Origin of the sequence: Enterovibrio paralichthyis, assembly GCF_019209835.1 — a bacterium.
GTDB lineage: Bacteria > Pseudomonadota > Gammaproteobacteria > Enterobacterales > Vibrionaceae > Enterovibrio > Enterovibrio paralichthyis.
In genome coordinates this window covers 261,146-286,757 of the sequence record NZ_JAHUTS010000001.1, presented here as the reverse complement: position 1 = coordinate 286,757, position 25,612 = coordinate 261,146, and the positions used below count along the sequence as shown (strand labels likewise).

The window sequence follows — 25,612 nt, the reverse complement described above, 5'->3', positions numbered from 1 at the left end:
GGAAAAGGAAACGGTGTCAATGAGCAATCACCTTTTACATTTGTTGAAAGTCTGGTTTGAGGAAAAAGACAGTGCCGAGTGGGTGCTCGGCACTGTCTTTCAAACCGAAGGCCCTTGTTACAGGAAAGCCGGCGCGATGATGCTCTTTAGCAGCAACGGTCATCAGTTGGGCATGCTGAGTGGCGGTTGTCTGGAATCGGACCTTCAACGCCATGCCCGAAAAGTGATGGCAACCGGCAAGCGTTGTGAACTGGTATATGATGCGCAGGATGAAGATGACCTGACCTTTCAGCTTGGTATTGGCTGCGGCGGAAAAGTACACATCCTGCTGCAACCCCTGTCATCGTCAAACCAGTATCTGGCATTGGATAAGGTATTTCTGCATCTGTCCCGGAATCAATCTGGCCACTACTATCAATCATTGACACCAACAGGTCAGGAAACCGCCCATTTCATTCCAGGCTCAGCCCCCTCACTCTACCTTGCCGACACTCATACTATCGGAGAAAAGATTGATGAAGGAGGCGCAGTCTGGCTGAAAACTTACCTCCAACCTCCTGTTCATTTACTCGTCTGCGGTGGGGGTTTCGATGCGCGCCCGGTTTGCGACATCGCACACCGCCTCGGTTGGCGGGTAACACTTTGGGATCCCCGCCCCGCCAATGCCCGGCGCGACTACTTCATGAATGTTGATACAATTTTGCGCGAGCCTGCCGGAACACTGGCCAATTACTGCAATTCACAGAACGTGAATGCAGCAGTTGTGATGACGCACAGTGTGTCCTTGGATTCGGCCGCCATTGAAGCGCTTAATGGCACGCGAATTCAGTATGCAGCGCTGTTGGGACCAGTTCACCGGAAATTCGAAGTGCTGGAAGCCGTAACACTTTCAGAAGAGAGACTTTCGTACCAACTTGCGGGACCTGCAGGACTAAAATTAGGTGCAGCATTGCCAGAAGGCATCGCACTTTCTATTCTCTCTGAATGTATGGCGTATTTAAACGAAGCAAGCGCCAAATCATTGAGTGGAATAGTGAAAGAATGACAAATATTGCTGCGGTTATATTAGCTGCTGGCCGCGCATCCCGATTTCAGTCTTGCAAAATGTTGGCACCGGTCAACGATACCCCTTTAATCAGCTTCCCTATCAAGGCTGCGCTCAGCGTGACGCCCCATGTATTTGTGGTGACCGGCTACTGGCATGAAACACTGTCTGAGGCAAAAGAGCGCTATAACTGGCCAGTGACGCTGCTCCACGAGGATACGTGGGACGAGGGAATAGGAAGTGTCATCGCTAAGGTCACGAAGCAGCTGTCTTCGCAGTATGATGCCCTGTTGTTTATGTTGGCAGATCAACCTGCTGTCAGCGCAGACAATGTCGCGTTGCTGTGGAAAGTATTTAGCGAGCATTCAGTAGATGCCGTTTGTTGTCAGTACCGGGACTCTGTCGGTGTGCCCGCTATTGCCGGAAAATCAATGTTTGGAGCACTCCAGCGACTTAGTGGGGATTCCGGAGCCAAACATCTGCTCAGCGATGAAAGATACAAGATAACGGCTGTAGACATTGACCAATGCAACATTGATATCGACACCCCCGCTGACCTTGAATGTTATGTGCACTACATCAACAACATGGCATCCCTGTGGTAGTGCAAATAGTTTAAAACAATCTCAGTTCAGAATTATGAGTGTCAGATGCGTTAATAACTACCTTATCACTAAAGAAACCTGCAAAAATGCCGCTAGTTATGGGACATATACCCAAACAACCTGAAGATGCAGGATTCAGCGAGATTGACTGTCGTTGTGATCGCGGCGTTCCTTTGTAGGTGTAGCCACCTCCATCAAAAAGGAACAACAAAGAGCATGGCGTCAGTCAACTCGCCCGAAGGGAGGCCATCAATGCGCCCACTTCTTCGTTAAATTCCACGGAAATAGAACGACTATTCCTCGTAAAATTTGCCTCGAATTGAACGCATTTATGACCTCTGAATGCGCGCATCTTCAGGTCGTTTGGGTATAAAATCAACGTTTACTCTGTGTATCTTTCCTTTTCGAAACAAGCCATGTTTCAGAGTAACGGCTATACAGCTCATGATGAGTGGCTCCCAAACTAACTGGCGGATAATCAACCTGTTACGCTAAATATACATCTCGGATGATTATTAAAATATGTCAACAATTCCCTGCTACGCTTATAGGGCGGCTTTTTAGGGACTAAAGGATACAAAATGGCGTTCTGGAACAACAAAAAAAAAGAAAGTGAGTTTAACGCGAAAATAGCTGAACTTGAGGCCGGCTATAGTGAGCGTCTTTCTGCAGTAGAAATGCAACTCCAGGAAAAGGATGCATTCATCGCGGAATTGGAAAGTCGAATCGTCGATTTGACTGAAACCAGTCGCTGTCAGCAGAAAGGCTCGGCCATGCTTGAAGCCATCCGTGAAGGACTACTAGCAAATGCAAACACCCTCGTCACAGAAAAAGAGGAACTGGTAGAACTGGACGATATGTTCGCTCAGACCCTGAGCGCTATCCAAAACCTTGCCAACCGCGCCGACCGCATCACACAAGAATCGCAACGCAACCGTTCAGCCGTTGCAGAGCTCACCCAGACCACCACACAGATCAACCGCTTTGTCGCAGCCGTTCAGGAAATTTCTGAGCAGACCAACCTTCTTGCGTTGAATGCCGCCATTGAAGCCGCACGCGCGGGCGAAGCAGGTCGGGGTTTTGCGGTTGTTGCCGATGAAGTACGCCAACTGGCGAGCAAAGCGGGTGAAGCAAGTAGCCAGATTGAAGGGTTGGTGAAGAAGGTTATCAACCAGAATACTGATATCGAAAAACTGGTTGAAGAGAGCCAGAAAGGCGCAGAAGAAGTATCAGCATCGTCCACACAAATCGAAGCAGTTGTGGTTCAGGTGGTGGAAAAATCAAAATCCATGCAGCGCGTCATTCAAAACGCCGTGGTTTCTTCGTTCCTCAACACGGTGAAACTCGACCACGCCGTGTGGAAAAGCATGGTTTACAAATATGTCAGCAACGGCGAATTCCACCAGACGGTTAACCGACACACCGAGTGTCGCCTTGGTAAATGGTATTTCGAAGGGGATGGTGCAAAACAATTCAAAGCCATGCCGTCGTTTAATGCTATTGATAACCCGCATAAACAAGTGCATGAATCAGGCCGCCAGGCACTTGAAGCAGGCACACGCGGTGATTTCCGCACCATGGTTGAATGCCTCAATTCAATGGAAGAAGGCAGTATCCGCGTGACTGACGCGCTTGAACGACTGATTGGTGAAAGCGCAGCTTAGCCCTGTTTTCAATAAGTCATAAGCATAAAAAAGCCTGATTTATCAGGCTTTTTCTTTGGATTTCAGTTTTGCATTCGCATGCGCTTCAATGATCTGCTTGTGCAATGTCTTTGCTGCACGCTGTAGCTTTGGATGGATCTGCAGTTTCTTATCTGCCACCAGCGTTTTGTTGTAATTAATCACTGACGCTGTCAAACAGGCTGCTACCTTAACCTGCCCTAATTTTTGTGCGTACATGGCTGTTTTAATAGCCATAAATGCGCGCTGATCATTCTTTTTGTACGTCTGTACAGCGAACCGCTCAAATCGCTGAAAGTCTGTATGGTAAGCGCTATGAATACGGGCGACATGCTTATCGTAGTATTCGCGGTACTTATTGTAGCTACCAGAGCGGTTGGCTTGCATGAGCTTTTTAACCCAATCCGTTGATTTCAGGGTCTCTTTTCTGAACAAGCTAGTTAGCCATGCAAACATTAATCCTCCTAGAACACTCCCAACGACGTCGATCCAAAATAGATGTCAAAGCTTCGAAGGGAAATGGTTATATCTTTTCTCTACTATCCCGCATCATATTGTGTTTATACGCTGTGCGGTATCGGCAGATTCTACTGGAAATTAGCCCAAAGTCTCCAAAAGATTTGTCAGGAATCGTTAGTGCGTCGGGGCTGAATCACCCTTTGCGACGCTAACGCCTTTGAGCTGCGCATATACACGCTGCCCCTGCGACAACGAGAGCTCATCAGCAGCCCATTGGGTAATATTTGCCAACAGAGTTTGCTGACCGATTTTCAGTGCAAGCTGGCAATAACCCGCCTCACCATTCCCACTGTCACACTGCATGACGTCGGCAATTTCCGCTGGGATTACGTTTCGAATACTCGAATCAGTCGGCTTGGTTTTAACAATGGAAATATCATTGGCGAAAATGCGTAAACGCATTCGCGCTCCCTTTTCAGCCTGAACCCGCTGCACCCAAAGTGGCCGTCCTTCGAGATCCAGTTGGGTCATCGCATAGTTTTCGTGATGCCCCACCACTGTCGCCATTACCAGCATACTTTGCTCTTTTGCGCTAAGCCACGGCCTCATGGGCTCAGAACCCCACACTTCATGAATAGGGCCGTTTGCGACTACATGACCGCGGTCAAGGATCAGCATGTTATCAGCGAGCTGTAGGATCTCATCCAGGCTGTGGCTGACATAGAGCACCGGAACTTTGAGCTTCTCAACCAAAAGCAACAGATACGAAATCAATTCCTGTCGGCGTGGTGCATCCAAAGATGCGGTAGGTTCATCCATGATGAGCAGTTCAGGTGCCGCCATCAGAGCCCGGCCAATCGCAACCCGTTGTTTTTCGCCGCCGGAGAGATCCCTCGGATACCGGGTCAGTAAAGTTTCGATATCAAGCAAAGCGACGATTTCTTTGAAAACTGAAGGCTGGTTTCGCTTTTCTCCATAACGCAGGTTCTTCTCTACGGTCATATGAGGGAAAAGACGTGCATCCTGAAACACATAGCCTACCCTGCGTTTTTCAGGCGGAAGGTTAACCTGTTGTTCACTGTCAAAAAGGGCTTTCTCCCCCAATGAAATACGGCCCTGTCGTGGAGTAATTAAGCCACTCACCGCGTTTATCAGAGACGTTTTACCGGCGCCGGAACGACCGAATACCGCAGTGATCCCCGAAGCAGGAAGTGTCTCATCAAGGTGAAGCGAAAAACTGTCCAGAGAGATATCAAACGAGAGCGTAATCATTTCAGCCCCATTTTTCTTTTCATACGTCGGCTGAGCCATTCCGAGCCGAACAGGGAACCAAGGGCAATCACAATGGAAATGATGCAAAGCCGGGCTACCTGTTCTTCTGCGCCCGGTGTCTCCAAAAAGGCGAACATCGCCAAGGGTATCGTCTGGGTTTCACCGGGAATATTGGATACGAAGGTGATAGTAGCGCCAAACTCTCCCAGACTTCTTGCGAAGGCTAAAACCACCCCGGATAAAATACCTGGCATCATCAAGGGCAAAGTAATCGTGAAAAAGACACGCCACGGTGATGCGCCCAGCGTACGTGCGGCTTCTTCAAGCTTGCCATCAATCAACTCCAGCGATAACCGCACAGCCCTGACCAGAAGCGGAAATGCCACCACGGCTGATGCCAGTGCTGCGCCACGCCAACTGAAGGCAAAAGACAAGCCGAAAGTGTCATAGAGCCAACTGCCAATCACACCGCGTCGCCCCATAGAAATAAGCAGCAGATAACCTATAACAACAGGGGGCAGAACGAGAGGTAGATGCACCAGGCCGTCGAGGATCGACTTGCCGATAAACTGTTTTCTTGCCAGCAACCAGGCAACCGCGATGCCAAGAGGCAGACTCACCATAACGGCGACAAAAGATATTTTAAGACTAAGCGACAGCGCTTCCCACTCCAGCGGGGTCAGTAACATGACGTTTATTGCTCTTGTTTATTCAGGGTTAACAACAAAACCGTTCTCCATCAGAATGGCTTTCGCCGCGGGAGAATCAAGGAAACGGAAAAAAGCCTCGGACGCTGCTGATGCTTCATTCGTCAGCGCTTTGGGGAACACAATCGGCGTGTGCGAATTATCCGGCAACATAGCCGCCACTTTAACATGGGAGGAAGCTTGCGCGTCGGAGTAATAGACAATGCCAAGAGGTGATTCGCCACGCTCAACCAACGCCAGTGTTGATCGCGCACTGTTCGACAGCGCCAATTTGTTTTCCAACGCTTGCCAAAGGCCAAGGTTTTCCAGCGATTCTTTACCATAGATCCCTGCCGGGACATGGGTAGGATCGGCAAGTGCCAACCGGCTGTCACCCAACACCGCGAGCATCTTATTTGCATCCAACGCGACAGGTATATTTTCCTGGTCACTGGCGATCAGCACCAATTTGTTTTTGATCCAAGGTGTCACTGACTCTTTGCGGATCACGCCTTGAGACACCGCATAGTCCATCCATTTTTCATTCGCAGACAGAAAGATATCTGCCGGCGCACCATACGCGAGTTGACGAGCCAATGCAGAAGACGAGGCAAAGGAAAGCGTGACTTGTTGCCCTGTCGCTTCATGATACGCAGAGGCAATGTCATTCAATGCCGTGGTTAACGATGATGCTGCAAAAACGAGGACATTGTCGTTTGCAAAAACTGGTTTGGAGAAAAGGAGAAATGCGCTGAAGAATGCCAGTAAAACGCGTTGCATATAACCTCTTGCAGGCTCATGACTGAAAGGCGCTATCATAACAACGATTTGGCGTGGACAGGTATTCAATACGCCAAGTAAACACCTGTCTGCCGTGAAAGCGAGCAACAGAGAAGAAGGTCAAGCCTCTGTATTCATGGTGATGGTATAGCGGTTGTTGCCTGCAGGAATCATATAAAGAATTTGCTGCCCCATACTGTGGTGGGAAATCAGATAATTTCCTTGGGGGAATTCGGCACTGTCCGGCCCTTCAAGGACAATGGTGTAGTGCTCAACCAATCGTCCATCTATGGTTTCACCGTTGTGCGCCTCTTCACGCACGGTCTCAACCTGCACTTCATACTCATTTTCAGCACCGTCTAACAGTTGTACCGTTTGCCCAGTCAACTTGGAGATATTCTCCCAAGACAATACATTCATCGCTTTCTCCTGAACCATCCAGTAGCCATAGTCACGGCGACAGCAGACAGAATGCCATTTCTAGCCGCGTACTGACGCCATCAGCATTAAATGAGTGTAGCTTTCCCCACTAACAGAAACCGTTTTTAAGCTGAATTTTCTGACAGTTGCCCCACTTTTTCATATATGGGTATAGGTGGGCTGAACGTGATGAATGCGAGGAGAGAGAACGGATGAGGAATATTTAAACCAGAAACGCCGGTTGGCGTTTCTGGCCTTTTTACGATTAACGCAATTTTATTGGACGCGTTTTCTGAGTTTTACTTTGATGGTAGAACCACTGGCGTCTGCTTTTATTTGTCATATTAACACCTCATAGAACAATGTCAGTCTTGTCTCAAAACCACTCTTTGAGGGTTTTGTGTCCTGACAGATAGTCATACGTCGGCCGCACTTTGCCACTGGGTGGCTGTCTCCCCTTTTTCATTTCTCAAGGAGCACGTCTTGTTGAGATGAAGGACTCATCATCACGTGCAAGTCGACGATATATCTATGACAACAATAACAAGGAAAAGATTCGTTTCGTTGTCACGATAAGCTTATATTTATTACATACACTTGCATCTTTCAAGTGAATCCACACCCATCGATGCAACCTGAATCACACTTCTTTCCATTAATTCAATTAGTTGGACACAAAACGGCCAAGTTTCTCAGAACATCTCATTTCCCTTTGTCCGTAACACTTCCGTGTCCACTCTCTGGCTCGTCAGCCAGCCGACTTGGGGATCCCAGCAATTTCAGATACACTCCCGGCGAAAGTATCAATACAGAGTGACAAACATGTCGCAAGAAGAAATTGAAATTGAAGCAATCGGCATTGAAGTCTCAGAACAACCGGTAGAACTTTATAAAGTGCTGAAAATTGCCAATGCTGTCAGTGGCGGCGGTGAAGCAAAAATGGCGATCACCGAAGGGTATGTCATTGTTAACGGCGAAGTGGAAACCCGAAAACGTTGTAAAATTTACGACGGTGACCTGATTGCCTTTAACGAAGAATTTTATGTACTGGTTTGTGATACGCCACCGCTTCCGGTAGCGCCTAGAGAGAAAAAAGCAAAACCTGCGGCTCAGCAAAACTCAAACCCAAAATCGGCCAAGCCTGCTAAAACCAAGCCGCAACCGAAGCAGTCGCCACAAAATAAAAAAGCTCAGAAAAACAGCACAGTAAAAGGCAACAAAGATGCAACGCCAAGTGTGAAAGCGAAGCGTGAGCAAACCCAAGGTGAGATCGCCCCTAACGGCAGAAAACAGATTTCATTCTGACAAAAAAAGCCACCGTGATTCGGTGGCTTTTTACTTAACTCTATCAGTTAATGTTGGAAAAATGTGGTTTGTTAACATTTGTATCACTGTGTATGCCTTACGCCGCTCATTACGTTGAGCCACTTGACCTCGTGCTGGTTTGCCATGGGTCGATTTGCGATAAGGGCTTTTGACTATCAGTTAGCGTATTCCTACGCACATTAAACATTCCAAATTGTTATGCGACCATTGCCAGATTCAAGTCTCTGACGGGACACGAGCTTTTTGCTCCTAAGTTGTACCTTATTTCTTGGTCGCACTTTGATTATAGGCCAGTCCCCATGCGGGTCTACGTCTCGTATTTGTGATTGTGACGCGCTTTCCCAATTTAAATTTTTCTCTGCGCCCAAGCACCAACTGGGCGGGAATTATGCATGAGAAAAGGCCCTTCACGTTTAACATCCAGTTCCATTTTTTCGGTGTCTCCTATTCACTTATTTTTCAAAAAGAAAGTAGAAAGTTAACCCGCACAAGTCACTCAAGCATGCGTATAATGCAGCTGTTAATTTGAATTTTTGGGTGTTTTTTTGACTGTGTTTCACTCGCCTTTTCGTTTTATTCCCACAGCACAAGCTTCCCTTGCCATGGCATTTTTTGGTCTTGGCGCGGCCTGGTCTTTGTATCATCCAATCACCGGCCATATTTCACGCCCCCTATTGTCCACCATCGGTATTTTGCTAATTGCGCCGGTATGGCTGAAATACTTTTTTGAGCCAAAGCGTTTTTTTCAGGATTTACGCGACCCGCTATATGGCAGTCTGATGGCGCCAATGACAATGTCGCTGCTGTTGATGGCGGACTTTCTTTCCGGTGTCGATTCAGATTGGGCGACGGTAGTTTGGTATCCAGCCATGGCTATGCATGTCTTTATGATGTGCTACTTCTTCTTTTTCCAGTTCAAATCCTTCGATAAGAAAAACATTTATCCAAGCTGGTTCCTGTATCCCGTTGGCTTAATCAGCAGCACCCTGGCGGGGCCAAAACTCGGCTTTGGCGAAGAGTCTGCATTTTTAGCGCATATCTGCATTGGTGCGTATTTCTGCATGTTGCCATTTGTTTTGTACCGGCTTTGTTTTCTCGAAACGTTACCACGTAACTCCCGTCCGGTACTGGCTATCATGGCCGCGCCGGTAAATCTGGCGCTTACAGCTTATCTGGTGAACCTGCCGCAACCGGATCCGGTATTGGCAGGTGCTCTGGCCGGTGTGGGCATCATGATGACATTGTTCGTCTATCTCTGTTATATCGATTTGCTGCGTGAGCCATTCCAGCCCACCTTAGCCGCACTCACCTTCCCCTCAGTGATCAGTGCCGTCGCCATGGAGCGACTGACGATTTGGCTGGGACACGATTTTCCCCACTGGTCATGGCTCGAAAGGTTGGGGTTGGTAGAACTGGCCGTCGCCACTTTGCTGGTGACTTGGGTGAGCATTGGCTATATCCGGCATTATGGATTCGGCAAACACCTTCAATAGCCGCTTATCGAAACTGCAATGAGCAGGAACTGCTATCCTGCTCTTTTTAACATCCCTTCAGATACCAAAAACTCCAGTATTTCCGGCAACCCTTGGCGCTCTTTAAGGTTGGTAAAGACATAAGGTTTGCTTGGGCGCATCCGTTTGGTGTCCGAGTCCATCACATCCAGATTCGCGCCAACGTAAGGCGCCAGGTCGATCTTATTGATGACCAGAAGGTCGGAGCGGGTGATGCCCGGCCCCCCTTTGCGCGGTATCTTCTCCCCTTCCGCCACATCGATGACATAGATGGTCAGATCAGCAAGCTCGGGACTGAACGTTGCACTCAGGTTGTCTCCACCGCTTTCAATGAATACCACCTCCAAGTCTTTATGCAATTTTGCCAATCCCTCTACCGCTTCCAGATTCATTGAAGCATCCTCCCGGATTGCTGTATGTGGACAACCGCCAGTTTCCACACCCACAATACGGTCAGCAGGTAGAGCGCCTGCTTCAGTCAAAATTCTCTGGTCTTCACGGGTGTAGATATCGTTGGTAACTACCGCGATGGAATAGCTGTCCCGCATCTCTTTACAGAGCACTTCCAGCAATGCCGTTTTCCCCGACCCAACCGGGCCTCCTACGCCAACTCTAAGCGGCTGTTTATAATCCATATATCAAACTCCTTATGATCGAAAAAGTCGGGTGTATTGGTGCTCATGACAACTTGAAGCAATGGCCTGCGCAGGGGCAAAGCTGCCAATCTGTGCATCAGAAATAAAATTGGATGCCTCCACTGCTTGCTCAAGGGTTGCAGTAACCGCCAACAACACCCGCTGACCCGCTGTCTGCCCAAGCGGGATCAGCTTTACACCTGCCATCACACTGTTTTCAAGCCAACTCCACGCATACCCTCTGCACAGCGCGTCCGGTTCGATGTTCCACTTCACCCCAGCACAGGCGAACCCCGCCAGGGCTGACTTACCTATCGCCTCATTGTGCGGCGAATCTGGTTCGGTCAATCCCAACTGCTCCAGCAGTTTTCGCATGGTTCGTCCACGTTGAACCTCTTCCAGCCTCAGCTCCGAGGTCTCACGGGTAACGTAGAGCTGAGTAACCCAATGTTCCAACGCTTCAACATCCTCGTCCCTGGCGGCTTGATATAGTCGACGCAAAATAGGCAACTCAAGATATTGCAGTGTTTCTACCCCCAAGCAGTTGAGCCAATCCACCAGCGCAGATTCGCTGTCGACCCATCCGGACTCCACCGCCCACTCCAGCCCCTGGGAGTAACTGAACGCCCCTACAGGCAAAGACGGGCTGATCAGCTGGAAAAGACGATATTCCTGATTCACTGGCGTCTCTTCTTGATGTAAACCAGCACACCTACCACGGCAGCAATCGCCAGCCACGTCGTTAGGTGGGTAAAACTGTCGCCAATGTGCGCCATCACCGAGCTGTCTGGCCCATGGCCACTGTGAGCAAATACGGGAGAAGCCAAAACCACCGCCGTCGCTGCCAGTAATTTATTGATGTTCATAAAACGTCCTCTGTCCTTGTTTGAAATTCTGTAACCGTTAATGGGAATGGTGGTGGCCGGATGAATGACCGCCATAAGCCCCTGCCTCGGGCTCAAACGGGGCCATTTCCACAATCACTGTGCCGCCAAGTAAACCGACCATTTCATCCAGCACATGGTCGTGCTGGTATCGCACCCACCAGTCTCCTACCTGCAGCGGTACATGCCGGTTTCCAAGGTGATAGGCAAGGCGCGCCAGAAGAACGCCGTCTTCTGCGTGGGCAGTCGACACCTTTTCATCGGCTGCAATCACCCTGACTTCCTCACCGGATTCAGCCTTTAAAACGTCGCCACTCCGCAGCGTGTTGCCACGCGGCAAAAACAACCCGGCTTCACGGCCATCGTCGAGTGTGATTCTAAGCCGGCTCTTTATCCGTGCATCTATGGGGAGGTGCACTGTCGGCAAGTCTTTGTCCTGCTCACCGCTAACAACCTGCGTAAATTCGATCATGCATGTCCTTTATCAATGTCGTTGTTTAAACAAATGCCTTACTAAAACAGGAAATATCGCTGTGCCATTGGCAGTACATCCATGGGCTGGCATACCAGCAACTGCCCATCCGCCCGCACCTCATAGGTTTGGGAATCCACCTCAATGTTGGGCTGCCAGTCATTGAGCTTCATGTCTTTTTTGCGGATGTTTCGGCAGGATTTCACCGCGGCAATGCCGCTTTTCAGTGCTAAAGCATCCGGGACACCTGCGTCTATCGACTGCTGGGACATAAACAGCAATGAACTGGTTGCGGGGCCTGCGCCAAACGCGCCAAACATTGGGCGGTAGTGGACCGGTTGTGGCGTGGGGATTGAGCCATTGGGGTCACCCATTGGCGCAGTAACGATCAGACCGCCTTTGATAACGAGTGAGGGTTTCACGCCGAAAAATGCCGGCTTCCAAAGCACAAGATCTGCCAGTTTGCCCACTTCAATCGAACCAATTTCATGGGACATACCGTGGGTGATGGCCGGATTGATGGTGTACTTGGCGACATAGCGTTTCACCCGGAAGTTGTCTTTGTAAGGAGAGTCCGATTCCAGCGCGCCAAACTGTACTTTCATTTTGTGGGCGGTCTGCCAGGTACGGAGCACTACCTCGCCAACCCGGCCCATTGCCTGGGAATCTGAGGAGATCATCGAAAATGCCCCCAGATCGTGCAGCCTGTCTTCGGCGGCGATAGTTTCACGGCGAATACGCGACTCGGCAAAAGCGACGTCTTCAGCAATGGAGGGTGACAGGTGATGGCACACCATCAACATATCGAGGTGCTCATCAACGGTGTTAATTGTGTAAGGGCGGGTCGGGTTCGTGGAGGACGGCAACACATTCGGTAATCCGGCCGCTTTAATGATGTCGGGTGCGTGACCACCTCCCGCCCCTTCCGTGTGATAGGTATGGATGACCCGATCGCCAATCGCGTTGAGCGTCGCTTCCACAAAACCGCACTCGTTCAACGTATCAGTATGGATAGCGACCTGAACATCGGTTTTTTCTGCCACTCCCAGACAACAGTCAATCGCGGCTGGTGTCGAACCCCAATCTTCATGCAGCTTCAAGCCACAAGCGCCTGCTGCGACCTGCTCTTCCAGCGCTTCGGGCAGACTGCCATTGCCTTTACCCAATAAGCCGAAGTTCATCGGAAATGCATCCAGTGACTGCAGCATCCGGTGAATGTTCCACGGCCCTGGTGTACAGGTTGTCGCGTTGGTACCGGTTGCAGGCCCTGTTCCGCCACCAATCATAGTGGTGACGCCGGATGTCAGTGCCTCTTCAATTTGTTGGGGGCAGATGTAGTGAATATGGCTGTCTATCCCGCCTGCGGTAACAATCTGACCCTCACCGGCAACCACTTCAGTACCGGGGCCGATGACGATATCGACCTTGTCCTGAATATCTGGGTTACCCGCTTTACCAATCGCCATAATGCGGCCGTTTTTCACCGCCACATCCGCTTTGACAATGCCCCAGTAATCGAGCACCACCACATTGGTGATCAACAGATCCGGCGTTTCCGCACTTGGCCGCTGGCTTTGCCCCATCCCGTCGCGGATGGTTTTACCGCCGCCAAATTTCACTTCATCGCCATAAACGGTGAAGTCTTTTTCAATCTCAATCCACAAATCCGTGTCGGCCAGACGGACGCTGTCTCCGGTTGTGGGACCGAACATTTCGGCATAAGCCTGTCGTGAAATCTTCGCCATGTCAGTCGTCCTTATCACTGTCTAACGCGCCCATCACCCGCCCCTGAAAGCCATACACAGTGCGGCTGCCGCCATAGGCAACCAGCTCAACCATGCGGCTTTGCCCTGGCTCAAAACGCACTGCTGTACCGGAAGGAATGTTGAGACGGAATCCTTTAGTCATGCTCCGGTCGAACACCAGCGCATCATTGACTTCGAAAAAATGGTAGTGGGATCCGATTTGCACTGGACGATCACCGGTATTGGCGACATCCACCACCACGGTCTGCTTTCCGGCATTCAACTCAATGTCGCCTGCCTTTGCCCGAAGTTCGCCGGGTGTGAAGCCAAAATGGGTAGACTGTTTCATCCAAACCTCCCTACACAATTGGGTCGTGAACAGTGACCAGTTTGGTACCATCGGGGAAGGTCACTTCTACCTGCACATCGTGGATCATCGCCGGAACCCCCTCCATCACATCATTTGCAGTGAGTATGGTGCGCCCGTAATCCATCAACTCGGCCACGGTCTTCCCGTCACGAGCGCCTTCCATAATGGCAGCACTGATCAGGGCGACGGCTTCTGGGTAGTTGAGTTTCAACCCCCTCGCCATCCGCCGCTCCGCCAGCAGCGCAGCGGTGAACAGCATTAGCTTGTCCTTCTCTCTGGGTGTTAACTCCATGTCTCGGCTCCTCGCCTCATGTTGATTTGTATAACGTTATGTGCGCCAAATCCGCGGTATTTCCGGTGTTTTGCCCGTCCAGTGTTCACGCGTATGCTGCCAACAGTGTGTAAAAGCAGAGAACAGGGCATCCGTGCGCTTGGCAAGCCCCCGAACCACCAGCAAACCGTCAATGACTGTCAGCCCAATGGCCAAATCACGGTGCGATGCCAGCGCCTCACGCCACGCTTCCAGTTTCAATGCCAATGCTTGTGCATCGCCATAAACGTAAAGGGTTCCGCTAACGGGGAACTCCCGCAATGTCGCCGCGCGATACGCGCTGAATCTGGGGTTCACCCGAAACCGCTCACTCAAAATTAACTGGTTATCAATGCTGATTTGTGTCATCCCATCTACCGAGCCCTCTCCAAAAGATTGCCCAGCCACCGGCTGACCAAGCATCCAGATGTCCCAGCCAATAAACTGTGAACCCGTGGAAAGATTAACCATGGTTTTGGTTTCAAGATGGGCATTGGGAAAGGCAATATTTTCCAGCGGCATCCACTCAAGGCGACTGTCTGCAGCAACATCAAGTTGTTGGCTCAAGGAAGCAACCAGACCATCTGAACGATAAAAACGGGTTGCACCAGGTGTGGTAACCAGCGCTACAGCCCCCGCCTCAGTACGCGCTTTTACCGTCAGGCTGTCACCACCCACTACACCGCCTGGCGGATGTAACAGATAGCTGTGACAAATAGCCCCCTCAGGATACAGCGCCCTTTGTACAGACAAAGGGCCTTTGTGGCTGCGGTGTTTTAGCACCGTTTTACCCGCACCAGCCGCAAATCCAAGGCACAACTCCGCCTCCCAGCGCCCATGGCCAGGAAGCGGTTCAGTTTGGGTAAGATCAGACAGGGTTTGCGCCATTCAGTGTCCTTATACCGTCAGATACTGGCGGATGAGATCATCACTGAGATCATCCATTTCCCCGCTGGCAACATTCCTGCCACGGTCGAGCAGGACAAACCTGTCGCCGACTTTGCGCGCGAACGGCAGTTTCTGTTCTACCAGAATCACCGTCAGTCCCAGCTCCCGGTTCAACTGACAAATAATGTCGCCTATCTCCTGAACAATATTGGGCTGAATGCCTTCTGTCGGTTCATCAAGCAACAGCACGCTGGGGTCAATCACCAAAGCCCGGGCAATGGCGAGTTGCTGCTGCTGACCACCGGAAAGGTCACCGCCATTCCTGTGTCGCATCTCGTGCAGTACCGGGAACATCTCAAAGATATGTTCCGGAATTTTCCTGTCGTTTTTTGGACGGATAGGTAAGCCAATTTCGAGGTTCTCCTGCACCGTCAGGCGAGGAAAGATCTGCCTTCCTTGCGGCACATAACCGATTCCCACCCGTGGCCTTTTTTCCGCCGGAGCCTTGGCAATATCCTGACCATCCATCAGGATCTGCCCGTCATCTATGTTGAGCAGTCCCATAATGCTCTGTAGCAGCGTGGTTTTTCCCACGCCGTTTCGTCCCATCACCACGGTGCATTGCCCTTTGGGGGCATCAATTGATAAATCCCACAGGGTCTGGCTCTCGCCATAGCGCTGGTTTAATCCGTTTACACTCAGCATGGCCGCTCCTATTGTCCTAAATAGACTTCGCGCACCCGCGCATCGTCCTGAATTTCTTTCATGCTGCCTTCAGCCAGCACATGTCCCTGATGCAGCACAGTCACTGTGGACGCAATACTGCGCACGAAGTCCATATCGTGCTCAACCAACACAATGGAGTGGTCACCGGTCAGTGAAAGTAAAAGCTCCGATGTCCTGTCCATTTCCTGGTGGGTCATGCCCGCAACGGGCTCATCCACCAGCAGGAGTTTCGGCTTTTGCATCAATAGCATGCCAATTTCCAGCCATTGCTTCTGACCGTGTGAAAGCTTGCCCGCCAGCATATTTATCTGTGCTTCTAAGCCTATAAGTTCAAGCACTTTTTCGATGTCGCATTTCTGCTCTGACGACAACACGGCGCGGAATATCTGCCAGACACTTTTGTTCCCCGCCATCGCAAGTTCCAGGTTTTGCCAAACCGTCAGCGCCTCAAACACCGTCGGTTTCTGGAACTTTCTGCCGATACCCGCATTGGCAATATCAGCCTCTTCCATCTTGAGCAAGTTAAGTTGCTGTCCAAGCCATACTTCGCCTTGGTCTGGCCGCGTTTTACCGGTGATGATGTCCATCATGGTGGTTTTCCCCGCGCCGTTAGGGCCGATGATGCAGCGAAGCTCGCCCTCTTTGATGTAAAGGTTCAGATCGTTTATCGCCTTGAACCCGTCGAACGACACCGTCACGCCTTCCACGTAAAGCAACATCCCATTCTTTACATCAACCTTTGGGTTATAAGGCGGCGTCAGGAAACTGAATACCTGGTCGCGGCGAGTAAAATCATTGAGGATCTCTGCGGCTTTACCGCCTTTTGTTGTCTCTTTTGGCTGCATTTTTGCCAGCCCCTGATCTAACGTATTGGTAGTCATGCCGTCGCCTCCTGCTTACGAAGCAATCCACTCACCCCTTTTGGTAAATACACAGTGGCGAGTACAAACAGTGCGCCCAGCGCAAACAGCCAGACTTCCGGAAATTCCACGGTGAACCAGCTCTTGGCATAGTTGACCAAAAGCGCACCGATGACTGCGCCGAACAGGGTCGCGCGGCCACCCAATGCCACCCAGACCACCACTTCAATCGAGTTGAGCGGAGAAAATTCTCCCGGGTTAATAATGCCAACCTGCGGCACATACAGTGCCCCGGCGATACCGGCGATAACCGCAGACAACACAAACAACGCCAGTTTGACGTGTTCAACTTTGTAGCCGACGAAACGGGTACGTGACTCAGCATCGCGCACCGCCACTGACACGGCGCCCAAACGGCTGGCGACCACGCTGCGACAGAGCAGATACGCAAGCATCAACGCCACAACGGTGGCGACAAAAAGCCCCATGCGGACGCCATCGCTTTGCAGACTGAAGCCGAGCAAGTCTTTAAAGTCGGTCAGACCGTTGTTTCCGCCAAACCCCATTTCATTGCGGAAAAACGCCAGCATCAGGGCGAACGTCATCGCCTGAGTCATGATGGAAAAGTAGACGCCGGAAACCCGTGACCGGAATGCTAGCCAGCCAAAGACAAAGGCCAACAAACCAGGGATAACAACCGCCATCAGGCAGGCAAACCAGAACTGGTCAAACCCAGACCAGAACCACGGCAGTTCAGTCCAGTTGAGGAAAACCATAAAATCTGGCAGCTCGGGGTTACCGTAAACACCGCGGTCACCAATCTGGCGCATCAGGTACATGCCCATGGCGTATCCACCCAAAGCGAAAAACGCGCCATGACCCAGACTCAGAATGCCGAGATAGCCCCAAATCAAATCCACGGACAATGCCAGAATGGCGTAACAGAGGTATTTGCCGAGCAGTGATACTGTGTAGGTTTCAAGGTGCAAAGGGCTGGTTTCCGGAACCAAAAGGTTCATCATAGGAACCAGAACAGCCAGTGCCGCCAACACCACCATCATCCAAACCGTCGGACGGTCAAAGAAAGTACGGTTCATCGTTTAGCCCTCCTCTGCCATGCGGCCACGTTGCGGGAACAGACCCTTTGGCCGTTTCTGGATAAAGAGGATGATGAACACCAGCACCAGAATTTTTGCCAGCACAGCCCCCGCCCAGGGTTCAAGCACCTTGTTCAGCACGCCAAGACTGAGGCCTGCCGCCAGTGTGCCCCAGAGGTTTCCAACGCCGCCGAAGACCACCACCATAAATGAATCAATAATGTAAGCCTGTCCCATGTTCGGGCCGACATTGGTTAATTGCGACAGCGCAACACCCGCCACTCCGGCAATACCAGAGCCCAGCCCGAAGGTCGCCATATCTACCCATTCAGAACGCACGCCCATGGCACGCGCCATTGCACGGTTTTGGGATACCGCACGAACCTGAAGTCCCAATGGCGTACGTTTGAGCACATAAAGCAATGCGAAAAAGACCGCCAGACAGAACACGATGATGTACATGCGGCTCGCCGTCAGTTGCAACATAGGGGAAATTTCAATCATGCCGCTCATAAAGTCCGGCGTGCTGACTGAGCGGTTAAGGGGGGAGAAAATACTGCGGACTGCCTGCTGTAAAATGAGGCTGATACCAAAGGTCGCCAGCAGTGTCTCCAGCGGCCTGCCGTAGAGGTGGCGGATCACTGTCCGCTCGATAACAATCCCAACAGCACCGGCAACCAAAAACGCACAAGGAATAGATACGATCAAGGCAACCCCTGTGTATTGGGGCAGCAGTTGCTGGATAACGTAGGTTGTGTAGGCACCCAGCATGATCAGCTCTCCGTGTGCCATGTTGATCACGCCCATCACCCCGAAGGTAATAGCAAGACCAATCCCGGCCAGCACCAGAACAGAGCCAAGACTCAGGCCAAAGTATAGGGTTTGCGCCGCGTTCACGACCCGCTGCTTTTGCTGGAAATCGTTAATAGCTTCTGTCAGCGCAATGCCTAAAGGCGAAGCCAACCCGCTTTCGGTTGCGCTTTCAAGACGGCTGGCAGAGAGCAGTGCGTCGTACGCTTCAGGCAAACCTGAGTCTTGAAGTGTGTCAACGGCAGCAAGCTTTTCGCTTTCCCCTGCACCACTTTCACCCAACGTGTACACCGCAAGTGCAGCAGCAAGATAAGACTTAGTGACACTGTCACTCTCGGCATTTTGTCTTTCGATAAGCACAGATGACAAGTCGGCATCCACGTCGCCAATCAACCTTTTGGCTGCTGCACGTTTTGTCGATTTATCTTTGCTGCCAAGGGCACTTGTCGCCAGGGCTGTTTTAATCAACCCACGGATATGGTTGTTGATGGTGACGGTTCGGTATTGACGTTTCTTCTCAACAGTGATGCTTTCATCACCGTTAAGTGCGGAGAGAACACTCCCTTTATTTAGCGGTTTTTCCGCCACAAGCCAGACCGTTTCGTCCTTTTTGTCGTAGACCACCTGCCCGTTGAGCAGATCTTCAAGCACCTGCATTTTTTGAGGCAGTTCAGAGGCTGCCAGCAAATCCACCGCTTTGGCTTTGTCATCAAATGACTTGCTGGTTAACAGCGATGAAATTGAATCCGGCGTAACTTCTTCACTGTAACTGCTCAGTGAAAGCAGTGTCAGGAAAAGCACACCTAACCATTTTACTAGCTGCCACGTCTTTCCTATTTGGAAAGGAAGACGCGCTATAGCTGTCGAACGTTGCATGTTTCGATCCTTCGAAAAAGACCTGCCAACGCGCTAGAACAAGGAGATAAGGTCCGCTGGCAGGTAAACAGAAATCGTAAGCAATGCGGACGGGTAGCCGCCCGCATGAACGTCTTAGTGTGATTATTCTGTGACGCCGCTACATTGACCCGTGGTGACATTGAAGCTGCCGCAAGACATAGGCTTGAGCCAGCTTGCGAACAAGTCTTTCGAGCCGGATAGATAGTCAGACCACGCATCACCAGCAACCACGTCTGGGGTTTCCCATACGGTTACAAACTGGCCGTCGTCCTGGATCTCTCCGATAAGGACAGGCTTGGTAATGTGATGGTTTGGCATCATGGTGGCGTATCCGCCGGTGAGGTTAGGCACAGTCACACCGATAATGGCATCCTGAACGGCGTCAGAATCTGTAGTGCCCGCCTTTTCAACCGCTTTCGCCCACATGTTGAAGCCGAGATAAGTCGCTTCCATCGGGTCATTGGTCACACGCTCATCGTCTTTGATGTAGGCATGCCATTTCTCTACGAACTCATCATTCGGATCCGTCTCTACGCTCATGAAGTAGTTCCAAGCTGCGAGATGGCCGACCAGCGATGATGTATCCATGCCTGAGAGTTCTTCCTCGCCCACAGAGAACGCCACGACTGGGATGTCTTCTGCAGACACGCCCTGTGCGGCCAGTTCCTTATAGAAAGGCACGTTGGCATCGCCGTTGATGGTAGAGACAACCGCGGTTTTCTTGCCCTGGGCACCGAATTTTTTGATATCAGAAACGATCGACTGCCAATCTGAGTGTCCAAATGGGGTGTAGTTGATCATGATGTCTTCTTTGGCGACACCGTTATCAAGCAGGTAGGCTTCGAGGATTTTGTTAGTGGTGCGTGGATAGACGTAATCGGTGCCCGCCAGTACCCAGCGTTTCACACCCAGCTCGTCTTTCAGATAATCCACCGCAGGAATCGCCTGCTGGTTTGGCGCAGCGCCGGTGTAGAAAACGTTTTTCGACGATTCCTCACCTTCATATTGCACGGGATAGAACAGAAGGCTATTCAGCTCTTCAAACACGGGAAGAACAGATTTGCGGCTGACAGATGTCCAGCAGCCAAAGACGACATCGACGTCCTCTTTTTCAATCAGCTCACGGGCTTTTTCGGCAAACAATGGCCAGTTTGAAGCAGGGTCAACGACCACGGCTTCCAGTTTTTTACCGAGCAAACCCCCTTTTTTGTTTTGCTCCTCAACCATCATCAAAACCGTGTCTTTCAACGTGGTTTCACTGATGGCCATGGTTCCGGACAGTGAATGAAGCACACCCACTTTAATCGTGTCCTCTTCCGCTACCGCGTTAAAGGCCAGTCCTGCCAACGCAACAGCGCTTACCCAATTTAATGCAACCTTCTTTCCTTTCATTGCAAAAGCTCCTTATGAGTACCTGATGAGCCTTTGAGCAAGGAGTTTGCCAATATTGAATTATCACTCGCATAAATATCGCAACTTTATGTAAATAAAGGAAATATATGAATAGTCAGCATGGAAATAGGTGTGTATCAAATTAGACACAATGTCATTGCGTGGTGCACATGCCCGCACATCATGCGCTAAATTAGCATTCACTTATCTAAAGGTCGTAATTTGCACAATAACGGTGCGTCATACGATAAAAACGACAGATTAATCCAGCCACGCTACGCTTTCGTAATGCAGTCTATCGGTCTCAAACTGGAGAGAGTGACTATGCGCAGCATCCGCATTTTTCTGTTCCTAAGCAGTTTGCTTTTCACAGGTTCAGTTGCTGCTTACCCGCACTATGCTGTGATCGAGCCCCACCGCACTTTGATGTTTTTTTCGCCGGGATTTGATGAAAAGGTGGCAGATTTCAAGCGTCAGGTACTTATCCATCGTTGCCAGATTGAAGACAGGGATCTTTACACCCTGATCCTGGACACAGGTACGCTTTCAGACTCCGCTGGGATTTTCTCTGCGAAAGATGTGTTGAAACTGAAAAATAAGTACCGGATTGGCAGCGATGAACACATCGCGGTGTTGATTGGAAAAGATGGCACCGAAAAGGCGCGATGGTTCCAAACCATCGACATCAATGAACTGGTGGAGATCATTGACGATATGCCAATGCGCCAAGCCGAGATCAGAAAACGCGGGCTAAGGTGTAGCATCTAGCCCGCGTCATAACAACTGACCTGTTCAGTGTTGTAACCGGTTCAGTCTTGGTGCAGCGCATCCGTTTTGGCCGCACAGATAAAATCGTTCATATGCAGCCCTTTAATTTTGTGTGTCCACCACGTCACCGTGCAGCGCCCCCACTCCAACAGAATCGCCGGGTGATGCCCTTCCTCTTCTGCTAGCGCCGCCACTTCGTCTGCAAACTCCCACGCCAGTCTAAAGTTACGAAACGTAAATACCCGTTGCAGCTGATCTATGCCGTCCACATTCAGGAGTTGCCATTCAGGCAACGTTTTCAGCAGCTCTGCAGCTTCTTCTGCCTGCACCCTCGGCGCGCCGGCCTGACAAGCTTCACATTTTAGTTCGGACAGGTTTTCCATTTCACTCTCCCTATTGTGCGATTTTTTGTGGGTACTTCTCTGGGTATAAAGGCGCATGCAGTCCAAGCGCCATGGCCCGGCGAACACACGCGATTAAATCCATCTTCTCAAGTTCATACAGCTCGTCAAGCGACTCCAGGCAGTAATAGAGTGGCTGGAGAATGTCGATGCGGTAAGGTGTGCGCATTACATCCAGAACATCCAGCCTTTTTCTGACTGGTTCACTGCTGGCAAAGGCGTACTCAGTCTCAGCAGGTGATGACAGAATGCCACCGCCATAAATTGAACGGCCACTGGCGTTTTCAATCAGCCCGAATTCGACGGTAAACCAATAGAGACGAGCCAGATAAACCCGTTCTGCTTTGGAGGCATTCAATCCAAGCTTGCCATAATGATGGGTAAAGGATGCAAAAGCCGGATGGGTCAGCATGGCACAGTGACCAAAAACTTCGTGGAAGAAGTCTGGCTCCTGCAAATAGTCAAAGTCGTCTTCGGTACGCAAAAACGTTGCGACGGGAAACTTCCGGTCTGCCAGTAAAGCGAAGAATTTATCGAAATCTATCAGCGCGGGTACGGCTTCCAGTTGCCAGCCCGTGCTTTGCATGAGCACACGGTTTATGTCGCTCACCTGAGGCGCATTGTCTGTTGGCAGGCTTAGCATGTCCAAGCCATCAAAGTATTCCTGGCAAGCTTTACCTTTGATGCAGGATAGCTGTCGGGTTACCAATTTGTGCCACACAGTATGCTCAGATTCCGACCACGCGATCTGTCCATTATCGTCCATGGGTTTTGATACGTATTTGCTGATTTTCATCATCCATCTCCCCAGCGCGAGCCATAACCAAACGATAGCGGCTTAAATTTGAAGCGGAAGTGAAGGCGGATTTTTACCGCATGGCGATGTGTAACAATTTTTTTACGTACGGTTTTTACATTGCGGAAAATAGGGTTTAACAGCCTGTCTTCAATTCAAAGCCGAATAACCCTAAACTTTTGACACTGACATGGAGTGGATCACATTAATCTCGCGCCGTGAATTGAGGGAGTTTTTCCGTGCCTATGTTTCGCGTAACATGGTACAGATCCGCATGCAGAGGTAGCGAATTTTGGACACCCAGTTAATGACACAAGCCGAATTTGAACAGTGTCTTCACGTCGAAGAAAACGGTGATGTAATTGCACTTTTCAATGGTCTTGTATTTCGTAGTGTTTACCAGCCAATATTCCGCGCTGACCAAACCGTTCTGGGGTTTGAAGCATTGCTCAGGGCTACCAACGAAGATGGAGAAACTGTCTGCCCTGCCCATATTTTCCGCAACCTCGATAGAGGGCACCCCGACTACTACAAGCAGATAAGCATCGATAAACTGGCGCGTGTTATTCACCTGCGTAACTTCTCTCGATGCGCAGGCACTTACTCTATATTTTTGAATATGTTGCCATCGTCTGCGGTGGCTTCCATTGCTAACTTTTCCAGCCAAAAACTGATGCTGAAGCGGTTGAAGGAAATTGGTATTCCCCGCCGCCATGTAGTGCTGGAAGTAGTCGAGCATTTACATGATGATCCCCTCTCCCTGTCAGTCGCTGCCGAACAGTCTATTTCGTCCGGTTTTAAGATTGCGGTTGATGACTATGGTGTGGAAGGGTCAAAAGAATCGCGCGTTAGGATGATCAACCCAAATGTGCTAAAAATTGACCGTTCTATGCTCGAACGCTACATGACAGGCGAAACAACACCTTTGATGGAAGCAATCACCCTGGCGAACGAGGTGAATGCCAAGGTATTGGTTGAAGGAATTGAGAATCTTGATGAGTACAACGCAATGCGCTTATTGAACGTTGATTACTACCAAGGGTACTTCCTGGGTATGCCGCAATCTATCGAGGCTTTCTTTTCCCATCCGCAAGATTTCATCACCATTCCGCAAGTGGCCGAAGTTATGTAGCCTTCCTCCCGGCGGTAGCGCCGGGATATCGCCCATCCCTTAACCAGTCATGGGTCTGTCTCGCTGTAAATTTTTACGTTCGCTCACGTAAAGTGCTAGAATCAGCGCCAAATTCCGTCGGCACCTTTTGCAACGTTTGCAAAGCGGTTGCGCGATAGACAGATTTCAGAAAGGCAATCATCCCCATGATTAATAACTCTATTCAGTGGTTCCCTGGCCACATGCACAAAGCGCGCAAAGAGATTGAAGAAGTCGTTCCAAAGATCGACGTCATCATCGAAGTTCTTGATGCCCGTATTCCGTTCAGCAGCGAAAACCCGCTGATCCGTCGTATCCGTAAAGACAAGCCTGTGATCAAGGTGCTGAACAAACGTGATTTGGCAGACCCTGAAATGACAGCCCTGTGGCTTGAGCACCTTGAGAAAGAGCAAGGCGTAAAGGCGATGGCAATTACTACTGAGCAAATCAGTGAAGTAAACAAAATCATGGAGCTTTGCCGTAAACTTGCGCCACATCGCGAAGAGATGGGCAAGAACATCCGCACCATGATCATGGGGATCCCGAACGTGGGTAAATCCACCATCATCAACACTCTGGCAGGCCGAGTGGTTGCAAAAACCGGTAACCAACCTGCAGTAACCCGTCAGCAGCAACGTATCAACCTGCAAAACGGTGTTGTGCTGTCAGACACGCCGGGGATCTTGTGGCCGAAAGTTGAAAACCCGCACAGTGGTTTCCGTCTGGCGGCAACTGGTGCGGTAAAAGACACCGCGATGGAATATGATGAAGTCGCTTTCTACACCGTTGAGTATCTGGCAAAAGCCTACCCAGAATTGCTGAAAAAGCGTTACAACATCGACGAGCTTCCAGAGAATGAAGTGGAGTTGATGGAAGCAATTGGCGAGAAACGTGGCTGTCTGCGTGCCGGTGGCCGTATCGACCTGCACAAAGCCTCTGAAATCCTGCTGAATGACCTTCGTAGCGGCACCCTTGGCCTTATCACGCTGGAACATCCAGATATGATCAGTCAGGAACTGGTTGAAGTGGAAGAAGCTGCCGCGCAAAAAGCGGAAGAGAAAGCCAAGAACAAAGAAGAACGCCGTAAGCGTTATCTGCGTAACAAACGCTGATCATTTCAAAAATTAAAAGCCCCGCATCTGCGGGGCTTTTTGTTGGCAGCGCTACTACTGAAAATCCGCCAGTGTCCAGGCACACACCTCTTCTGGCGTTAGCCTTACCAACTTAACCACCGACAGTTCATAACGGCGTGCATGACCAAGAATGGAAGATAAGTGGGATGAAATGGTGTCGTGACACGCAAGATAGAGGCGTTTTTTGCAGCTTACCGCCATGTCTATCAGTTTGAGCATATCTTCCGGCTTCAGCAGATGAGTGTCATCCACCGCAATAAACCGGCAGTCGCGCTCTGCCATCTGCTGCCATTCCTGTTCGGTAATGGTTGTGTCACCGCCGCAATAGGCGATTTTTGCCTTGGAAACGTCAAGCGTAAAAGGCGTGTCACCGTACTGCTCTAAAAGAAATTTGGTCTTCTCGGTGCGGTTTGCGCCGACAATCAGGCTGATGTCGTGAAGTTTGAGTTGGTAGTCGACTTTATGCCAGAGCATGATTTCCCTATATGCAAC

Annotated in this window: 29 protein-coding genes; 8 read left to right on the top strand and 21 right to left on the bottom strand. The window is 50.4% G+C overall.

Going from position 1 to position 25,612, the window contains the following annotated elements; all coding sequences use genetic code 11:
• The first annotated feature begins 19 nt into the window (after positions 1 to 19).
• The 3 genes from KU854_RS01305 to KU854_RS25195 all read left to right on the top strand — a co-directional run bounded on the left by KU854_RS01305 (position 20) and on the right by KU854_RS25195 (position 3,314).
• Positions 20 to 1,045 carry an XdhC family protein gene (locus tag KU854_RS01305; RefSeq protein WP_218356688.1) on the top strand — a complete coding sequence of 342 codons (1,026 nt, stop codon included), beginning with the start codon at positions 20 to 22 and terminating at the stop codon, positions 1,043 to 1,045.
• Entirely contained in the window at positions 1,042 to 1,650 is a 609-nt protein-coding gene (locus KU854_RS01300) for a nucleotidyltransferase family protein (RefSeq protein ID WP_218356687.1), read from the top strand. The genes KU854_RS01305 and KU854_RS01300 overlap by 4 nt, the downstream gene beginning before the upstream one ends.
• Positions 1,651 to 2,231: 581 nt before the next feature.
• Positions 2,232 to 3,314: a methyl-accepting chemotaxis protein gene (locus KU854_RS25195; protein WP_218356686.1), complete on the top strand. Its 1,083-nt coding sequence runs from the start codon at positions 2,232 to 2,234 to the stop codon at positions 3,312 to 3,314.
• A gap of 42 nt (positions 3,315 to 3,356) precedes the next feature.
• Here the strand turns inward: KU854_RS25195 and KU854_RS01290 are convergent, their stop codons facing one another.
• The 5 genes from KU854_RS01290 to KU854_RS01270 all read right to left on the bottom strand — a co-directional run bounded on the left by KU854_RS01290 (position 3,357) and on the right by KU854_RS01270 (position 6,949).
• Positions 3,357 to 3,788, bottom strand: a complete 432-nt coding sequence (locus KU854_RS01290) for a hypothetical protein (protein ID WP_218356685.1) — start codon at positions 3,786 to 3,788, stop codon at positions 3,357 to 3,359.
• Between the two features lie 177 nt (positions 3,789 to 3,965).
• Entirely contained in the window at positions 3,966 to 5,063 is a 1,098-nt protein-coding gene (gene modC, locus KU854_RS01285) for a molybdenum ABC transporter ATP-binding protein ModC (protein ID WP_218356684.1), read from the bottom strand.
• Entirely contained in the window at positions 5,060 to 5,752 is a 693-nt protein-coding gene (gene modB, locus KU854_RS01280) for a molybdate ABC transporter permease subunit (protein WP_218356683.1), read from the bottom strand. The genes modC and modB overlap by 4 nt, the downstream gene beginning before the upstream one ends.
• 18 nt (positions 5,753 to 5,770) lie before the next feature.
• A complete protein-coding gene (gene modA, locus KU854_RS01275) occupies positions 5,771 to 6,529 on the bottom strand; it encodes a molybdate ABC transporter substrate-binding protein (RefSeq protein WP_218356682.1) in 759 nt (252 codons plus the stop codon).
• A gap of 120 nt (positions 6,530 to 6,649) precedes the next feature.
• A complete protein-coding gene (locus KU854_RS01270; protein WP_218356681.1) occupies positions 6,650 to 6,949 on the bottom strand; it encodes a DUF6916 family protein in 300 nt (99 codons plus the stop codon).
• A gap of 822 nt (positions 6,950 to 7,771) precedes the next feature.
• On the opposite strand from KU854_RS01270, the gene KU854_RS01265 reads away from it, so the two are divergent.
• Both KU854_RS01265 and KU854_RS01260 read left to right on the top strand, forming a co-directional pair.
• Positions 7,772 to 8,254 carry an RNA-binding S4 domain-containing protein gene (locus KU854_RS01265; RefSeq protein WP_218356680.1) on the top strand — a complete coding sequence of 161 codons (483 nt, stop codon included), beginning with the start codon at positions 7,772 to 7,774 and terminating at the stop codon, positions 8,252 to 8,254.
• A 566-nt stretch (positions 8,255 to 8,820) separates the two neighbouring features.
• On the top strand, positions 8,821 to 9,768 hold the full coding sequence (locus KU854_RS01260) for a TDT family transporter (protein WP_218356679.1): 948 nt from the start codon (positions 8,821 to 8,823) through the stop codon (positions 9,766 to 9,768).
• 32 nt (positions 9,769 to 9,800) lie between these two features.
• Here the strand turns inward: KU854_RS01260 and ureG are convergent, their stop codons facing one another.
• The 13 genes from ureG to urtA form a co-directional block, all read right to left on the bottom strand.
• Entirely contained in the window at positions 9,801 to 10,421 is a 621-nt protein-coding gene (gene ureG / locus KU854_RS01255) for an urease accessory protein UreG (RefSeq protein WP_218356678.1), read from the bottom strand.
• A gap of 12 nt (positions 10,422 to 10,433) precedes the next feature.
• Entirely contained in the window at positions 10,434 to 11,102 is a 669-nt protein-coding gene (locus tag KU854_RS01250; RefSeq protein ID WP_218356677.1) for an urease accessory protein UreF, read from the bottom strand.
• Positions 11,099 to 11,287, bottom strand: coding sequence for a hypothetical protein (locus KU854_RS01245; protein ID WP_218356676.1), 189 nt, complete (start codon positions 11,285 to 11,287; stop codon positions 11,099 to 11,101). The genes KU854_RS01250 and KU854_RS01245 overlap by 4 nt, the downstream gene beginning before the upstream one ends.
• A gap of 37 nt (positions 11,288 to 11,324) precedes the next feature.
• The gene (gene ureE / locus KU854_RS01240) at positions 11,325 to 11,777 is read right to left on the bottom strand and encodes an urease accessory protein UreE (RefSeq protein WP_218356675.1); all 453 of its coding nucleotides are present in this window, start codon (positions 11,775 to 11,777) and stop codon (positions 11,325 to 11,327) included.
• A gap of 41 nt (positions 11,778 to 11,818) precedes the next feature.
• Positions 11,819 to 13,522 carry an urease subunit alpha gene (ureC, locus tag KU854_RS01235; RefSeq protein WP_218356674.1) on the bottom strand — a complete coding sequence of 568 codons (1,704 nt, stop codon included), beginning with the start codon at positions 13,520 to 13,522 and terminating at the stop codon, positions 11,819 to 11,821.
• 1 nt (position 13,523) lies between these two features.
• Positions 13,524 to 13,871: an urease subunit beta gene (locus tag KU854_RS01230; protein WP_218356673.1), complete on the bottom strand. Its 348-nt coding sequence runs from the start codon at positions 13,869 to 13,871 to the stop codon at positions 13,524 to 13,526.
• Positions 13,872 to 13,881: 10 nt separating this feature from the next.
• Positions 13,882 to 14,184 (bottom strand): urease subunit gamma, encoded by a 303-nt coding sequence (gene ureA / locus KU854_RS01225; RefSeq protein WP_218356672.1) that lies wholly within the window; start codon positions 14,182 to 14,184, stop codon positions 13,882 to 13,884.
• 36 nt (positions 14,185 to 14,220) lie between these two features.
• Positions 14,221 to 15,090 (bottom strand): urease accessory protein UreD, encoded by an 870-nt coding sequence (locus KU854_RS01220; RefSeq protein ID WP_218356671.1) that lies wholly within the window; start codon positions 15,088 to 15,090, stop codon positions 14,221 to 14,223.
• Between the two features lie 9 nt (positions 15,091 to 15,099).
• On the bottom strand, positions 15,100 to 15,795 hold the full coding sequence (gene urtE / locus KU854_RS01215; protein ID WP_218356670.1) for an urea ABC transporter ATP-binding subunit UrtE: 696 nt from the start codon (positions 15,793 to 15,795) through the stop codon (positions 15,100 to 15,102).
• Positions 15,796 to 15,803: 8 nt separating this feature from the next.
• Positions 15,804 to 16,661, bottom strand: a complete 858-nt coding sequence (gene urtD, locus KU854_RS01210) for an urea ABC transporter ATP-binding protein UrtD (protein WP_218356869.1) — start codon at positions 16,659 to 16,661, stop codon at positions 15,804 to 15,806.
• A gap of 32 nt (positions 16,662 to 16,693) precedes the next feature.
• Positions 16,694 to 17,773, bottom strand: coding sequence for an urea ABC transporter permease subunit UrtC (gene urtC / locus KU854_RS01205; RefSeq protein ID WP_218356669.1), 1,080 nt, complete (start codon positions 17,771 to 17,773; stop codon positions 16,694 to 16,696).
• Positions 17,774 to 17,776: 3 nt separating this feature from the next.
• Positions 17,777 to 19,459: an urea ABC transporter permease subunit UrtB gene (gene urtB / locus KU854_RS01200; protein WP_218356668.1), complete on the bottom strand. Its 1,683-nt coding sequence runs from the start codon at positions 19,457 to 19,459 to the stop codon at positions 17,777 to 17,779.
• Positions 19,460 to 19,582: 123 nt separating this feature from the next.
• The gene (urtA, locus tag KU854_RS01195; protein ID WP_218356667.1) at positions 19,583 to 20,872 is read right to left on the bottom strand and encodes an urea ABC transporter substrate-binding protein; all 1,290 of its coding nucleotides are present in this window, start codon (positions 20,870 to 20,872) and stop codon (positions 19,583 to 19,585) included.
• Positions 20,873 to 21,196: 324 nt separating this feature from the next.
• Here urtA and KU854_RS01190 point away from each other — a divergent pair, with 324 nt between their 5' ends.
• Positions 21,197 to 21,640 (top strand): DUF4174 domain-containing protein, encoded by a 444-nt coding sequence (locus tag KU854_RS01190; protein ID WP_218356666.1) that lies wholly within the window; start codon positions 21,197 to 21,199, stop codon positions 21,638 to 21,640.
• Between the two features lie 41 nt (positions 21,641 to 21,681).
• Here KU854_RS01190 and KU854_RS01185 read toward each other — a convergent pair whose 3' ends face one another.
• Both KU854_RS01185 and phhA read right to left on the bottom strand, forming a co-directional pair.
• Positions 21,682 to 22,023 (bottom strand): 4a-hydroxytetrahydrobiopterin dehydratase, encoded by a 342-nt coding sequence (locus KU854_RS01185; RefSeq protein WP_218356665.1) that lies wholly within the window; start codon positions 22,021 to 22,023, stop codon positions 21,682 to 21,684.
• 10 nt (positions 22,024 to 22,033) lie between these two features.
• Complete coding sequence (phhA, locus tag KU854_RS01180) at positions 22,034 to 22,831, bottom strand: phenylalanine 4-monooxygenase (protein ID WP_218356868.1); 798 nt, start codon at positions 22,829 to 22,831, stop codon at positions 22,034 to 22,036.
• A 313-nt stretch (positions 22,832 to 23,144) separates the two neighbouring features.
• Between phhA and KU854_RS01175 the strand changes: the two genes are divergently transcribed.
• Together KU854_RS01175 and ylqF are read left to right on the top strand one after the other, a co-directional pair.
• Positions 23,145 to 23,969 (top strand): EAL domain-containing protein, encoded by an 825-nt coding sequence (locus KU854_RS01175; RefSeq protein ID WP_255555319.1) that lies wholly within the window; start codon positions 23,145 to 23,147, stop codon positions 23,967 to 23,969.
• Positions 23,970 to 24,154: 185 nt separating this feature from the next.
• Positions 24,155 to 25,099 carry a ribosome biogenesis GTPase YlqF gene (gene ylqF, locus KU854_RS01170; protein ID WP_218356663.1) on the top strand — a complete coding sequence of 315 codons (945 nt, stop codon included), beginning with the start codon at positions 24,155 to 24,157 and terminating at the stop codon, positions 25,097 to 25,099.
• A gap of 54 nt (positions 25,100 to 25,153) precedes the next feature.
• On the opposite strand, the gene KU854_RS01165 is transcribed toward ylqF, so the two are convergent.
• On the bottom strand, positions 25,154 to 25,594 hold the full coding sequence (locus KU854_RS01165) for a hypothetical protein (protein ID WP_218356662.1): 441 nt from the start codon (positions 25,592 to 25,594) through the stop codon (positions 25,154 to 25,156).
• Positions 25,595 to 25,612: the final 18 nt, after the last annotated feature.

What these genes read in the sequence shown, in the direction of transcription:
- urtD (WP_218356869.1), bottom strand. Translation starts at nt 16,661, where the DNA reads ATGCAGCCAAAAGAGACAACAAAAGGCGGTAAAGCCGCAGAGATCCTC.
- KU854_RS01165 (WP_218356662.1), bottom strand. Translation starts at nt 25,594, where the DNA reads ATGCTCTGGCATAAAGTCGACTACCAACTCAAACTTCACGACATCAGC.
- ureA (WP_218356672.1), bottom strand. Translation starts at nt 14,184, where the DNA reads ATGGAGTTAACACCCAGAGAGAAGGACAAGCTAATGCTGTTCACCGCT.
- KU854_RS01185 (WP_218356665.1), bottom strand. Translation starts at nt 22,023, where the DNA reads ATGGAAAACCTGTCCGAACTAAAATGTGAAGCTTGTCAGGCCGGCGCG.
- urtC (WP_218356669.1), bottom strand. Translation starts at nt 17,773, where the DNA reads ATGAACCGTACTTTCTTTGACCGTCCGACGGTTTGGATGATGGTGGTG.
- ylqF (WP_218356663.1), top strand. Translation starts at nt 24,155, where the DNA reads ATGATTAATAACTCTATTCAGTGGTTCCCTGGCCACATGCACAAAGCG.
- KU854_RS25195 (WP_218356686.1), top strand. Translation starts at nt 2,232, where the DNA reads ATGGCGTTCTGGAACAACAAAAAAAAAGAAAGTGAGTTTAACGCGAAA.
- KU854_RS01265 (WP_218356680.1), top strand. Translation starts at nt 7,772, where the DNA reads ATGTCGCAAGAAGAAATTGAAATTGAAGCAATCGGCATTGAAGTCTCA.
- KU854_RS01305 (WP_218356688.1), top strand. Translation starts at nt 20, where the DNA reads ATGAGCAATCACCTTTTACATTTGTTGAAAGTCTGGTTTGAGGAAAAA.
- ureE (WP_218356675.1), bottom strand. Translation starts at nt 11,777, where the DNA reads ATGATCGAATTTACGCAGGTTGTTAGCGGTGAGCAGGACAAAGACTTG.
- KU854_RS01230 (WP_218356673.1), bottom strand. Translation starts at nt 13,871, where the DNA reads ATGAAACAGTCTACCCATTTTGGCTTCACACCCGGCGAACTTCGGGCA.
- urtA (WP_218356667.1), bottom strand. Translation starts at nt 20,872, where the DNA reads ATGAAAGGAAAGAAGGTTGCATTAAATTGGGTAAGCGCTGTTGCGTTG.
- modC (WP_218356684.1), bottom strand. Translation starts at nt 5,063, where the DNA reads ATGATTACGCTCTCGTTTGATATCTCTCTGGACAGTTTTTCGCTTCAC.
- KU854_RS01190 (WP_218356666.1), top strand. Translation starts at nt 21,197, where the DNA reads ATGCGCAGCATCCGCATTTTTCTGTTCCTAAGCAGTTTGCTTTTCACA.
- urtE (WP_218356670.1), bottom strand. Translation starts at nt 15,795, where the DNA reads ATGCTGAGTGTAAACGGATTAAACCAGCGCTATGGCGAGAGCCAGACC.
- ureG (WP_218356678.1), bottom strand. Translation starts at nt 10,421, where the DNA reads ATGGATTATAAACAGCCGCTTAGAGTTGGCGTAGGAGGCCCGGTTGGG.
- KU854_RS01175 (WP_255555319.1), top strand. Translation starts at nt 23,145, where the DNA reads ATGACACAAGCCGAATTTGAACAGTGTCTTCACGTCGAAGAAAACGGT.
- ureC (WP_218356674.1), bottom strand. Translation starts at nt 13,522, where the DNA reads ATGGCGAAGATTTCACGACAGGCTTATGCCGAAATGTTCGGTCCCACA.
- modA (WP_218356682.1), bottom strand. Translation starts at nt 6,529, where the DNA reads ATGCAACGCGTTTTACTGGCATTCTTCAGCGCATTTCTCCTTTTCTCC.
- urtB (WP_218356668.1), bottom strand. Translation starts at nt 19,459, where the DNA reads ATGCAACGTTCGACAGCTATAGCGCGTCTTCCTTTCCAAATAGGAAAG.
- KU854_RS01245 (WP_218356676.1), bottom strand. Translation starts at nt 11,287, where the DNA reads ATGAACATCAATAAATTACTGGCAGCGACGGCGGTGGTTTTGGCTTCT.
- KU854_RS01290 (WP_218356685.1), bottom strand. Translation starts at nt 3,788, where the DNA reads ATGTTTGCATGGCTAACTAGCTTGTTCAGAAAAGAGACCCTGAAATCA.
- KU854_RS01270 (WP_218356681.1), bottom strand. Translation starts at nt 6,949, where the DNA reads ATGAATGTATTGTCTTGGGAGAATATCTCCAAGTTGACTGGGCAAACG.
- KU854_RS01220 (WP_218356671.1), bottom strand. Translation starts at nt 15,090, where the DNA reads ATGGCGCAAACCCTGTCTGATCTTACCCAAACTGAACCGCTTCCTGGC.
- KU854_RS01300 (WP_218356687.1), top strand. Translation starts at nt 1,042, where the DNA reads ATGACAAATATTGCTGCGGTTATATTAGCTGCTGGCCGCGCATCCCGA.
- modB (WP_218356683.1), bottom strand. Translation starts at nt 5,752, where the DNA reads ATGTTACTGACCCCGCTGGAGTGGGAAGCGCTGTCGCTTAGTCTTAAA.